The organism is Allobosea sp. NPDC003192, from assembly GCF_050275675.1.
GTDB lineage: Bacteria > Pseudomonadota > Alphaproteobacteria > Rhizobiales > Beijerinckiaceae > Allobosea.
On sequence record NZ_JBNNPK010000016.1, the window covers coordinates 106,420 to 119,132 of the forward strand.

General features: G+C 67.9%; 10 protein-coding genes. 9 read left to right on the top strand and 1 reads right to left on the bottom strand.

All coding sequences use genetic code 11. The annotated features are described in order from the left end of the window. Nucleotides 1–31: 31 nt before the first annotated feature. Nucleotides 32–949, bottom strand: coding sequence for a LysR family transcriptional regulator (locus tag ACQKLX_RS20705; RefSeq protein ID WP_427363447.1), 918 nt, complete (start codon nucleotides 947–949; stop codon nucleotides 32–34). A gap of 123 nt (nucleotides 950–1,072) precedes the next feature. Between ACQKLX_RS20705 and ACQKLX_RS20710 the strand changes: the two genes are divergently transcribed. The 9 genes from ACQKLX_RS20710 (at nucleotide 1,073) to ehuR (ending at nucleotide 12,651) form a co-directional block, all read left to right on the top strand. After that, nucleotides 1,073–2,116 carry an aromatic ring-hydroxylating dioxygenase subunit alpha gene (locus tag ACQKLX_RS20710; RefSeq protein WP_427363448.1) on the top strand — a complete coding sequence of 348 codons (1,044 nt, stop codon included), beginning with the start codon at nucleotides 1,073–1,075 and terminating at the stop codon, nucleotides 2,114–2,116. A 53-nt stretch (nucleotides 2,117–2,169) separates the two neighbouring features. Next, nucleotides 2,170–3,267 (top strand): 2Fe-2S iron-sulfur cluster-binding protein, encoded by a 1,098-nt coding sequence (locus tag ACQKLX_RS20715; RefSeq protein ID WP_427363449.1) that lies wholly within the window; start codon nucleotides 2,170–2,172, stop codon nucleotides 3,265–3,267. Nucleotides 3,268–3,281: 14 nt separating this feature from the next. Further along, nucleotides 3,282–4,511 (top strand): histidinol-phosphate transaminase, encoded by a 1,230-nt coding sequence (gene hisC, locus ACQKLX_RS20720; protein WP_427363450.1) that lies wholly within the window; start codon nucleotides 3,282–3,284, stop codon nucleotides 4,509–4,511. Then, on the top strand, nucleotides 4,486–6,036 hold the full coding sequence (locus ACQKLX_RS20725; protein WP_427363451.1) for an ABC transporter substrate-binding protein: 1,551 nt from the start codon (nucleotides 4,486–4,488) through the stop codon (nucleotides 6,034–6,036). Before hisC ends, ACQKLX_RS20725 begins: the two co-directional genes overlap by 26 nt. 85 nt (nucleotides 6,037–6,121) lie before the next feature. Beyond that, the gene (locus ACQKLX_RS20730) at nucleotides 6,122–7,093 is read left to right on the top strand and encodes an ABC transporter permease (protein WP_427363452.1); all 972 of its coding nucleotides are present in this window, start codon (nucleotides 6,122–6,124) and stop codon (nucleotides 7,091–7,093) included. Next, a complete protein-coding gene (locus ACQKLX_RS20735) occupies nucleotides 7,090–7,941 on the top strand; it encodes an ABC transporter permease (RefSeq protein WP_427363453.1) in 852 nt (283 codons plus the stop codon). Before ACQKLX_RS20730 ends, ACQKLX_RS20735 begins: the two co-directional genes overlap by 4 nt. Further along, on the top strand, nucleotides 7,931–9,613 hold the full coding sequence (locus ACQKLX_RS20740) for an ABC transporter ATP-binding protein (RefSeq protein ID WP_427363454.1): 1,683 nt from the start codon (nucleotides 7,931–7,933) through the stop codon (nucleotides 9,611–9,613). Before ACQKLX_RS20735 ends, ACQKLX_RS20740 begins: the two co-directional genes overlap by 11 nt. After that, on the top strand, nucleotides 9,603–11,012 hold the full coding sequence (locus ACQKLX_RS20745) for an FAD-binding oxidoreductase (protein ID WP_427363455.1): 1,410 nt from the start codon (nucleotides 9,603–9,605) through the stop codon (nucleotides 11,010–11,012). The genes ACQKLX_RS20740 and ACQKLX_RS20745 overlap by 11 nt, the downstream gene beginning before the upstream one ends. A 184-nt stretch (nucleotides 11,013–11,196) precedes the next feature. Continuing rightward, a complete protein-coding gene (gene ehuR / locus ACQKLX_RS20750; RefSeq protein ID WP_427363456.1) occupies nucleotides 11,197–12,651 on the top strand; it encodes a MocR-like ectoine utilization transcription factor EhuR in 1,455 nt (484 codons plus the stop codon). Nucleotides 12,652–12,713 lie beyond the last annotated feature (62 nt).

The window sequence follows — 12,713 nt, forward strand, 5'->3', positions numbered from 1 at the left end:
TGTTCCCTAACGTCAACTTGAGCGCCGACTGTCAGAGGGCTGCGGACTTGCGTTGCTGCGCACGCGACATCGCCAGCACCCAATCTCGGAACTGCCCACCGAATGGCTTCTCCAATGCGGCCCGGTCCCAGGCCAGGAAATAGCTTTCGCCGAGCTGCAGCCGCCTGTCGATCGGCACGACGAGCCGCCCGGAGGCGAGGTCCTCGCGGATCATCGCGATCTGGGCAAGCACGAAACCGCGGCCATTGACGGCGGCATCCAGAGCCGTGCTCGACAACGAGAAAGCCAACTCGGTCGAAATATTACCCACGGAAACCCCGACGCTATCAGCCCACTCGTCCCAGCCCGGCGGTGGCTTGTGCGATCCCTCCCATTCGATCCCGATCAGGGGATAGGCGAAGATGTCTTCCGGCGCCGTGATGGCCTTGCCCGCGATCAGGCCGGGCGCGCAGGCCGGCACCACCCAGTCCGTGAAGAGCGGCGCGTAATGGTCGAAGGACTGGCTCTTCGAGCCATATGACAATCTGAAATCGACACCGTCCTCGAACAGCCGCGGCTCGGACTCCGCGCCGATCAGGCGGATCTTCGAGGCCGGGTTCAGCACCTGCCAGTCGAAGAGCTGCGGGCCGAGCCAGCGGCTGGCCACGGTGGCGAGGCAACTGACGACGAGGCCTGAGCCGGCGCGCTTGCGGTGGAGCGTCGCCTGGGCCTGACGCAGGGCGGCGAAGGGTCCGACGATGTCGAGGTGATAAGCCGCTCCCCAGGAGGTCAGTTCGACGCCGCGCCCATTGCGCTCGACGAGCCGGATGCCGAGGCTACTTTCCAGCTTCTTGATCTGCTGGCTGATCGCGCCGGGCGTGACGAACAGCTCGGCCGCCGCATCGGACACGCTGCCCAGCCGTGCGACCGCCTCGAATGCCTGAAGCGCCTTGAGCGGCGGCAATGCCAAACCTGCCTCCCGTGCTGACTTCACATTTTAGCAAATCTAAAATGTAACGCAATTCTTCGGACTCAAGCCGGCGCCGCATCGCTGCCTATCATTCTCCGGATGGCGATGGATGGGAGTGCGTCGATGTTCCTGAAAAATGCCTGGTATGTCGCGGCCTGGGACCACGAGGTCCGGGACCAGCTCCACCCGGTGACGATGCTGTCCGAGAACGTCGTGCTCTACCGGCGGCGCGACGGCAAGCTGGCGGCGCTCGAGGATGCCTGCCCGCATCGCAAGCTGCCGCTGTCGATGGGGCGCATCAAGGGCGACGACGTCGAATGCGGCTATCACGGCCTGACCTTCGACTGCACCGGCACCTGCACCCGCGTTCCCGGCGCCGAGCGGATTCCGCACGTCGCCCGCGTCCGGTCCTACCCAGTCGAGGAGCGCTACGGGCTCGTCTGGGTCTGGATGGGCGATCCGGCGCTGGCCGACCCCGCGCTGATCTTCGCCGTCGACCATTGGGGCGATCCCGCCTGGGGCGTGAACCAGGGCGACGGCATGACGGTCGCCTGCAACTACCTCTACATGACCGACAACCTGCTCGATCCCTCCCACGTCGCCTGGGTGCACCAGAGTTCCTTCGCCGGCGCCGGCACCGAGGAGACGCCGCTGGAGACGACCGTCGGCGAGGACGGCGTCACAGTCTGGCGCTGGATGATGGATTCCGAGCCCGCGCCCTTCTACGCCCCGTTCCTGAAGTTCAAGGGCCATTGCGACCGCAAGCAGCACTATGAGGTGCGCTATCCCAGCCACGCCATCATCAGGGCGATCTTCACGCCGGCCGGCAGCGGCGGCGTCGGTCAGCCGCTCCATCCGGACGTCTTCCTGATGGACAGCTACAACTTCATGACGCCGGTCGACGAGAACAGCACCCGCTATTTCTGGTTCCAGATGCGCAACTTCGCGCCGAACGACCCGGAGATCTCCGCGCAGTTCGCCCGTTCGGTGCGCGGTGCCTTCGAGGAGGACCGGGCAGTGCTCGCCGCGGTGCATCAGGGCATGGCCAACAAGCGCACCCCCAATCTCGACCTCAAGATCGATGTCGGTCCCTTGCGGTTCCGCCGCCGGCTGGCGCAACTGATCGAGGCCGAGACCGCCGCCAATGCCCGGCAGGCGGCGGAATAGGCGCCGCTGTGGCGGGCGCTGCGCAGTCTGTCTCCCGGTTCCGGCCGTTCCGCGTGGTGTCGCGGACGCCGGAGAGCCGGACGATCACCTCCTTCGCACTGGAGCCGCTCGATCCCGCGGACTGGCATGCCTTCGAGCCCGGCCAATACCTGCCGATCCGTATCCCCGGCCAAGATGGGCAGGCGTCGGCGCTCAGAACCTACAGCATCTCGTCGGCGCCATCCGACGGGACGCACTACCGGATCACGGTGAAGCGCGAGGGCGCGCCGGCACCAGGGCTGCCGAACGGAATCGGTTCCTGCTTCCTGCATGACCGGGTCGCAGTTGGCGATCTCGTCGAGATCGCGCCGCCGCGCGGAGAGTTCGTGCTGGCAAGGGACACCCAGCGACCCGTCATCCTCGCCAGTGGCGGGGTCGGCCTGACGCCGCTCGTCTCGATGCTCCATGCCCTGACGAGCGAGCCGGAGCGCGAGGTGCACTTCCTGCACGCCTGCGACGATGGCGAGGTCCATGCCTTGCGTAGGGAGGTCGACGAACTCATCCGCAGCCGCCCCGGCCTCACGGCACGCTATTGCTATCGTGCGCCCACCCCGGCTGACGTCACGGCCGGCCTGCATCATGCCGACGGCGTGATGACCAGGGCGCTGCTGCGCAGCTGGCTGCCGCTCGGCGACTACGACGTCTATCTCTGCGGACCGCCGCCTTTCATGGCCAGCGTCTACGCGGGCTTCCGCGAGCTCGGCGTGCGCAAGGAACGCATCCGCTACGAGTTCTTCGGCCCCGCTACCGTGCTCGAAGCGGTTCAAGAAGATATGCCGGCGGCGTCTCTGGCCGCTCCCCTGCCGCCCGCCGGCAAACCCATGATCACCGCCGAAGCGAACGAGGTCGGAGCCAGCCTGCAGATCAGCTTCGCGCAATCGCAACGCGCCGCCGCATGGGACGAGGCGAGCGACACCAACCTGCTCGCTTTCGCAGAACGGCTCGGCCTCGATCCGCCCTTCTCCTGCCGCGCCGGCATCTGCAGCACCTGCCGCACCGGCCTGCTGCAGGGCGAGGTCGACTATGTCGAGGAGCCGCTCGATCCACCCGGACCGGGCGAGGTGCTGCTGTGCTGCGCCAAGCCGCGCGGCCCGCTCGTCCTGGATCTCTAGGAGAAGCCGTGCCCATGAGCGAAGCATCGATCCGCACCGCCGGCGAAGCCGGGCCGACCTCCGGCTCGCTCGTTCTCAATCCGCATGTCGCGGCGCTGCCGCCCTATAATGCCGGGCTGACCGTCGCGGTGGCCCGCGCCGCGAGCAGGCGCTCCGACATCGCCCGGCTCGCCAGCAACGAGAATCCCGACGGCTGCTCGCCCGCCGTGCTGACAGCGCTGCGCTCGCCGGAATTCGAGCCCTGGCGCTATGCCGATCCGGCCTGCACGGAGCTGAGGAATGCGCTCGCGGAGAAGTTCGCGATCGCTGCCGACCGGATCGTCGTCGGCAACGGCTCGGAGGAGATGATCGCGGCGATCGCGCGGGCCGCGCTGACGCCGGGCTGCGAAGTCGTGACCGTCATACCGAGCTTCGGCCTGCACGAGATCGAGCCGCTGGCCGCCGGCGCCCGCGTAGTGAAGGTTCCGATGGCCGACGATCTCGGCTTCGATATCGAGGCCATCGCCGCAGCGCTCGCGGCCGAACCGCGCATCCTGTTCCTGTCGTCGCCGTCGAACCCGGTCGGGCCCGCTCTCGACCAGGCCCAGCTCGAACGGCTCGCCCGGGCGGCCTCGCCCCGCACGCTCTTCGTGCTCGACGAAGCCTATTACGAATATGCCGACGAGGGCGCCCCCGACGCGCTTGCGACCCTGAGCGCCGCCGGCCTGCCGCATGTCGTGCTGCGGACCTTCTCGAAGGCCTATGGTCTCGCCGGGCTCAGGGTCGGCTATGCGATCTGTTCCGATGCCGGGCTCGCCCGCGCCATCGCCGCGGCGAAGACGCCGTTTAACGTCAACGGCGCCGCCCAGATCGCCGCTCTGGCGGCGTTGCGGGACGAAGCCTGGATGAAGGCCTCGACCGCGAGGCTGCGGGCCGAGCGGGAGCGGGTCCAGACCGCGCTGCACCGGCTCGGCCTCAGGCCCGCGCCCTCGCAGACCAATTTCCTGTTCCTCGATATGGGCGTCGACAGCGACGGCATCGCCGCCGCGCTTCTGCGCGAGGGGATCATCGTCAAGCCTTGGCGCGAGGCGGGCTATCGCAGCTACCTGCGCGCCACCATCGGCCATGCCGCGGACAATGACCGCCTGATCGCCGGGCTCGCCACCTGCCTCAGCGCCCCCACGCCACCAGCATTCAACGAGAGCGGAAACCGCTCCAACAACACAGAGGGAAACTGCAATGACCAACCACGGACATCTGGATAGGCGAAGCCTTCTTCTCGGCGCCGGCGCGCTCGGCGCGGCGCAACTCTTTCCGTCGACTGCCAGCGCGCAGGCGCCGAAGCGCGGCGGCGCCTTCAGGGTCGGCATCTCCGACTTCGCGACCTCGGACTCGCTCGACCCGACGCTGGTCGAGACGCAATTCTCGCAGCATCTGCAATGGCAGTTGCGCAACAATCTGGTCGAGGCCGGGCCGGGCGGAAAGCTCGTTCCCGAGCTCGCGGAGAGCTGGGAAGGCTCGAAGGACGCGAAGACCTGGACCTTCAAGCTGCGCAAGGGTGTCACCTTCCATGACGGCAAGAGCCTGACGCCGGCCGACGTCGTCCACTCCTTCAACACCCATCGCCGCGACGGCTCGAAGTCGATGACCAAGCCGATCCTGGCCCAGATCGCCACGGTCAAGGCCGACGGTCCCGATGCGGTCGTGTTCGAGCTGATCGACGGCAATGTCGGCTTTCCGGCCCTGACGAGCTCGGTCGGCCTCGTCATCATCCCCGATGGCGATACCGACTACCGCCGCGGCATGGGCACCGGCGGCTACCTTCTGGAGCAATTCGAGCCCGGCGTGCGCTCGCGCGTGAAGCGCAATCCGAATTACTGGAAAGCCGGCAGGGGCAATTTCGACACGGTCGAGATGATCTGCATCAAGGATGCCACGGCCCGCGCCAACGCCCTGTTGACCGGTCAGATCGACGCCTACAACGCCGTCGATCCGCGCACCGTGGCGCTGCTCGAGCGCAATGCCGCGGTGCGCATCAACCGGGTCAAGAGCAAGGCGCACTTCGCCTTCCCGATGATGGTCGACCAGGCGCCGTTCGCCTCCAACGACGTGCGCCTCGCCATGAAATACGCGATCGACCGCGAGGAGATCGTCAAGCGCGTGCTCGGCGGCTTCGGCTCGCCCGGCAACGACCATCCGCTCTCAGCCGCCTACGAGTTCTATGACGGCTCGATCCCGCAGCGCGCCTATGATCCCGACAAGGCGAAGTTCCACCTCGCCAAGGCGGGCGAAGCCGATCTGCGCGTCCGGCTCCATGTCTCCGAGACGCCGTTCGCGGGCGCGACCGACGCGGCGGTCCTGTTCAAGGCCCATGCGGCCAAGGCCGGCATCACCATCGAGGTCGCCAAGGAGCCGGAGGACGGCTACTGGTCCTCGGTCTGGAACAAGAAGCCGCTCTGCACCTCGCGCTGGAGCGGGCGCATCAACGACGACGTGCTGCTGACGCTCGGCTATTCCGATACCGGCACCAAGGCAGGCTGGAACGAAACGCGCATCAACAATCCGCGCCTCAACGCCATCGTCGCCGAAGCCCGCAAGGAGTTCGACACCGGCAAGCGCCGCGCGCTCTACAGCGAGGCACAGCGGATCATCCACGACGAGGGCGGCTCGAACATCTTCGCCTTCGCCGACTTCCTCGACGCGACCAGCCGCAAGCTGGCGTTCGGGGAGCTGGCCGGCGACTGGATGCTCGACGGCTGCCGCGCCTCCGAGCGCTGGTGGTTCGCCTGACGCGCGTCGTCGCAGCCTAGACCCTCCAATTTGGCCGCCTGACCTGCTCCCGCCGGGAGCCGGTCAGGCCAGCAAGGATCGTTCGATGCACGGCGTCCTCGCCATGATAACCCAGCGGATCGCGCTCGGGATCGCGACCCTGTTCGTGATCTCGCTGCTGGTCTTCCTCGCCGTCGACATGCTGCCGGGCGATCCGGCGGAGGCGATCCTCGGCCAAAGCGCGACGCCCGCCTCGGTGGCAGCGCTCCGGCAGGAGCTCGGCCTGAACAAGCCGCTGGTCGTGCGCTATGCCGACTGGACGGCGGGCCTGCTGCGCGGCGATTTCGGGCGCTCGCTCGCCAATGACCGACCGATCTCCGAGCTGATCGCGCCGCGCCTGGGTGCGACCTTGTCGCTGGCTGCGCTGGCGGCGGCGATCGCGCTGCCGCTCGGCGTCTTGCTCGGCATCCTCTCGACCGTGCATCGCGACCGGGCGCTCGACCGGGTCGCCTCCACCGCTTCCCTGCTCGCGATCTCGTTCCCCGAATTCTTCACCGCCTACATGCTGGTCGCCTGCTTCTCGGTAGGCCTCGGCTGGCTGCCGGCGATCTCGCTTTCGAGCCAGGGCGGCTTCGTCGAGACGCTGACGATGCTGGCTCTGCCCGCCCTGACGCTGTCGCTCGCCGTCATCGGCTATGTCCTGCGGATGACGCGGGCGGCGATCATGGGCGTCATGGCCTCGCCTTATGTCGAGATGGCGCGGCTCAAGGGCGTCGGGCCCTGGGGCGTCGTCGTACGCCACGCGCTGCCCAATGCGCTATCGCCGATCATCAACGTCGTCATTATCAACCTCGCCTATCTCGTCGTCGGCGTCGTGGTGATCGAGGTGGTGTTCGTCTATCCCGGCCTCGGCCAGTTGCTGGTCGACTCCGTCGCAAAGCGGGACATCCCGGTCGTCCAGGCCTGCTGCATGCTGTTCGCCGGCACCTATATCGGCCTCAACCTGCTCGCCGACATCCTGGCGCTGCTGGCCAATCCGCGGCTGCGCCGGCCACGCCAGCGGGAGGCGCGGGCATGACCGGCATCGCAGCGCTGCGCATGGCTCCGCTCTCGGCCCGGATCGGGCTGGCGATCGTCGCCGTCTACCTGTTCTGCCTCCTCTTCGCCCCGCTCGTCGCGCCCTATGACGAAACCGAGATCGTCGGCGGTCCCTGGGCCGGGGGCTTCTGGAACCCGCCGGCGGAGGGCCCGGCGACCCTGCTGGGCACCGATCATCTCGGGCGGGACGTGCTCTCGCGCCTGATCTACGGCGCCCGCAATTCGATCACGCTGGCGCTGCTGACCACAGCGATCTCCTTCGTCACAGGCACGATTTTGGGGTTGGCCGCAGCCGTGCGCGGCGGCTGGGTCGACCAGGCCCTCGGCCGGCTGGTCGATCTGGTGATGGCCTTCCCCACTTTGATCTTCGCCTTGCTGGTGCTCGCTGTCGCCGGTTCGACGCTGCCCGTGCTGATCGGCGTCATCGCGCTGCTCGATGCGACGCGGGTTTTCCGGATCGCACGCGCCGCCGCGATGGATGTGGCGGCCCAGGATTTCGTCGAGGTCGCGCGGCTACGCGGCGAGGGAACCGGCTGGATCATGCGCCGCGAGATCCTGCCCAACATCGTCGTGCCGCTCGCGGCGGAATTCGGCCTGCGCTTCTGCTTCGTCTTCCTGTTCATCGCGACGCTGAGCTTCATCGGCCTCGGCATCCAGCCGCCGACGGCCGACTGGGGCTCGATGGTGCGCGAGAACGCCGCGGCGATCTCGTTCGGCATCCTGATGCCGCTGTTTCCTGCCGGCGCGATCGCATTGCTGACCATCGGCATCAACCTGGTCATCGACTGGGCCGCGGCCGGCCATCACGGGGTGAGCGATGAACGCTGAAACCGCGAGCCTCGCTGTGGCAGCATCACACCCGCTGGCTGAACCGGATGGCGCGCCGCTCCTCGTCATGCGCGGCCTCGTGATCGAGACGAGCGGGCCCGGCCGGCCGCAGCAGATCGTCGACGGCATCGATCTTGAGCTGCATGCCGGCGAGGTGCTCGGCCTGATCGGGGAATCGGGCGCCGGCAAGTCCACAATCGGCTTGGCTGCGCTCGGCTATGTCCGGCCCGGCTGCCGCTTCGCTGGGGGCTCCGTGCTGTTCGACGGGCAGGACCTGCTCGCCTTGCCGCCGCAGCGCTGCCGTGCGCTGCGCGGCACCCGCATCGCCTATGTCGCCCAGAGCGCCACCGCCTCCTTCAACCCGGCCCATCGCCTGATCGAGCAGGTGGTCGAGACCGCGACTCGGCAGGCCGGCATGGGGCGGCGCCAAGCAGAGCAGGACGCGCGCGAGCTGTTCGCGCGGCTTGCCCTGCCTGATCCCGACCATATCGGCGAACGCTTCCCGCACGAGCTCTCTGGCGGGCAGCTGCAGCGCGTGATGATCGCGATGGCGATGATCTGCCGGCCGGATCTCATCGTCTTCGACGAGCCGACCACGGCCCTCGACGTGACCACGCAGGTCGAGATCCTCACCTCGATCCGCAACGTTGTCGAGGCCTTCGGGACGGCCGCGATCTACATCACCCATGATCTTGCGGTGGTAACGCAGCTCGCCCATCGCATCACCGTGCTGCGCCATGGCCGCATCGTCGAGGAGGCCCCGACGCGGGCCATGCTTGCCGCCCCGCGCGAGAGCTACACCCGCTCGCTCTGGGCGGTGCGCCACATCAGGAAAGCGCCAGAGCAGGATCATGGCGCGCCGCTGCTGGAACTGGACGGGATCAGTGCCTCCTATGGCTCCGTCCCAGTGCTCAAGGACGTCTCGCTGACGGTCCGAACAGGCGGCACGGTCGCCCTCGTCGGCGAATCCGGCTCCGGCAAATCGACCCTGGCGCGCATCGTCGCCGGATTGCTGTCGCCCACTGCCGGACAGGTGCAACTCCAGGGAAGCTGCTTGCCGGGGGCCCTGCAGGATCGCTTGCGCGATCAGCTTCGCCGTGTCCAGCTCATCCACCAGAGCCCGGACGCGGCGCTCAATCCCCGGCAGAGCATCCGCGAGGCGATTGGCCGACCGTTGCAGCTCTATTCCGGCCTCAGAGGCGCCGCACGCGAGGCCCGACTGCGCGAGCTGATGGCGCTGGTCGAGCTGAAGCCCGATCTGCTCGACCGCTTGCCAGGCGCGCTTTCGGGCGGGCAGAAGCAGCGCGTCTGCATCGCCCGTGCACTCGCTGCCGGCCCCGAGCTCTTGATCTGCGACGAGGTGACCTCGGCGCTCGACCAGGTCGTCCAGGCCGGCATCCTCGCCATGCTCCAGCGGCTGCAGAACGAGCTCGGCCTGTCCTACCTCTTCATCACCCATGACATCGCCACGGTGCGCGCCATCGCCGACGAGGTCGTGGTCATGCGTCAAGGCGCGGTCGTCGAGAGCGGGCCGCGTGACGCCGTGCTGGAGACGCCGTCCGACAATTACACGCAACTGCTGCTCTCCTGCGTGCCCGATGTCGATCCGGACTGGCTCACACGGTTGCTGCAGCAGCGCGTCACCGCCGGAGACTTGACCGATGCGCGTTGAGGACATGCCTGCCGGGTCCGCGCTGGATCGGATCGCCTCCCTGCGCGCGCATCTGCCGGGCAGCCAGGTGCTCGACCGCAGCGCGCTCGCAGCGCGTGATCCCGGCTGGGACGACGGCAATCTGAACGCCTTCGCGCTCGTTCGCCCCAGCTCCGTCGCGGATGTCGTAGAGCTGGTGGCGTGGTGCCGGGCGCATTGCTGCGCCTTCGTGCCGCAAGGCGGGCGGACCGGCCTCGTCGGCGGTGCCGTCACCACGCCGGACCAGTTGATCTGCGATCTCGGCGCGCTCGACAGGGTCGAGGAGATCGATCCCGACAGCGGTGTCGCCGTGGTCCAGGCCGGGGTCACGCTCTCTGCCTTGCAAGAAGCGGCGGCGGCCGCCGGACTCCATCCCGGCCTCGACCTTGCCGCGCGCGGCTCGGCCACGATCGGCGGGCTGATCGCGACCAATGCCGGCGGCATCACGGCCTTCCGCACCGGCGTCATGCGCCACCGCGTGCTCGGCCTGGAGGCCGTGCTGCCCGATGGGCGCCTCGTCGATGACATGACACGGGTCCTGAAGACGAGCGCCGGCTATGATGTGAAGCAGCTGCTGATCGGGGCGGAAGGCACGCTCGGCATCGTCACGCGTGCGGTGATCCGGCTCGATCCCTTGCCGAGCGGCCGCGCGACCGCACTGCTCGGCACCACCGGCGCAGCGCAGGCGCTCGACATCGTCCGCCATTTGCAGGGCGGGTCGGCGCCATTGCTCGCGGCAGAGATCATGTGGTCCGGCTTCGCGGCCGTGACTTGTGCCGCGCTCGGCCTCGATTCGGCGCTGTTGCCGCTACGCTCGCCTTGCCTGCTATTGGTCGAGCTCGGCGGCGCCAGCTTCGAAGCTGCCCGCACAGCGCTGGAAGACGCGCTCGCAGCTCTCTTCGAGACGGAACCGGACATCGATGGCATTGTCTGCGCCTCGATGGCCCAGTCGGCGCAGCTCTGGCGGCTGCGCGAGGACACGGATGTGCTCTATCGGCTCCACCCCCAGGCGCCTTCCTACGATATCTCGCTCCCAGCACGCGAGTTCGATGGGTACGTGGCGCGCCTGCAGCCGGCATTGAAGGCGATCGACCCGGCCATCGAACCTTATCTGTTCGGCCATCTTGCCGACGGCAATCTCCACATCGTCCTGAACCTGTCCGGTCCGCTCCGGCCGGATGTCCGGACAGCCGTGGAAACCGCAATCTATGGCGAGTTGCGCGGGCTCGGCGGCTCGTTTTCCGCCGAGCATGGCATCGGCAGTAAGCGGATCGCGGCACTGGAACGCCATGCCGACCCTGTAAAGCTGGCGCTGATGGCCCAGCTCAAGACGCTGTTCGACCCCGACAACCTGTGCAATCCCGGCAAGATCATCGCATAGAGTCTCCGGCTGAAGCAGGCCTCCATGCCTGAAGCCCATCAACTTCAGCGAGCCTGAGCTTGGTCATGCGGCCGTCGCGCTTGAGGGCCGCGACGATCTTGAGGTCGATGGGATCGAGCTTCATCTTCTGGGACCGCGCGTGCATAATGTCATGAACAGCGCTTACTAAGAACGAGACAATCCTATGCTCCGTCAAGCCGACAGGCCGCCCGGCGACCGGCTCGCTACCGTCCTGGATAAAGCCGTCGAATGGCACCCAGTCCTGACGAAGCAGAAGGGCGCGACCAAGCACGCCGCGCTGACCGAACGCATCATCGCCGATATCGACGCCGGCGTCCTGAAGCCGATGGACCGGATGCCGACCCATCGCGATCTCGCCCGCGAGCTCGGCATCTCCGTCCAGACCGTCAGCCTGAGCTACAAGGAGGCCGAGCGCCTCGGCTATCTCAGCGGCGAGGTCGGGCGCGGGACCTTCGTGAAGAGCCGCGTCACCGAGCAGGCGGGACGGCTGATGCTCGACCGCAGCCCGACCGAGGTCGTCGACCTTTCGATCGTGCGCGGGGTCTATCTCGATGCGCATGAGGCGGCCGCGCGTCAGGCTCTGGCTGCGCTGGCCGAGGGCGATACCAGCCCCTTCATGCGCCCATGCCGGCCGATCGCCGGCCTCGACCGCCACCGCGAAGCGGCACGCCTCTGGCTCGGGCCACTCGGCGTCGAGACGTCTGTCGAGCGCGTGCTGATCACCAATGGCGCGGCGCATGCGCTCTTCCTGGCGCTCGCCTGCGTGGTTCGCGCCGGCGATATCGTGCTGACCGAGAACCTGACCGATCACGGCGTCATCGGCCTCGCCAACGTGCTCGGTTTCAGCCTCAAGGGCTTGCCAACCGACGAGGAAGGCATCCGCCCCGATGCGTTCGAGGCTGCCTGCCGCACCGGCGGCGTCCGGGCGCTCGTCCTCATCCCGACGCTCAACAACCCGACCAGCCATGTCGCCGGCCCCGAGCGTCGCCGCGCCATTGCCGAGATCGCGCAGCGCTATGGCGTCTTCGTCGTCGAGGACGAGGTCTACAAGCCGCTGATCGCCGAGCCGCTTCCGTCGATCACCGCGATGCTGCCCGATCTCGGCTTCTTCCTGACGAGCTTCACCAAGACAGTGCTGACCGGCCTGCGCGTCGGCTATCTCGTGGTGCCGCCGCAATATTCGATCCGCGCCGCCTCGATCCTGCGCGTGACCAGCTGGAGCGGCACTTATCTGCCGGCCGAGATCGCGACGCGCTGGGTCGAGGACGGCACGGCGCTAAGGCTACTCACCGTCCAGCGCGCGGAGGCGACGGCGCGCCAGCGCATCGTCGCCGAGACACTCGGGAGCCATGTCGCCTCGAGCCATCCACTCTCGCTCTGCGCCTGGCTCAAGGTGCCCGCGTATTGGACCGAGGACAGTCTGGTGCGCTCGCTCGCCGACCGGCGCGTGGCCGTGACGCCGTCCGACCCGTTCGTCGCCGGCGCCAGTCATGGCGGCGGCATCCGTATCTGCCTGGGCGGGCGGATGAGCCATGACTTGCTGGCCCGGACGCTGGCGACGGTTCGGCAGACCTTCGAGCAGCTCCCGCCGGTCTTCGACATCGGTGCGATCGGCTGAGGGCGGTGGCGAATAGGCTCACTTTGCCGTGTCATTGCCGCCTTTGGCCCATGTCCGGCATT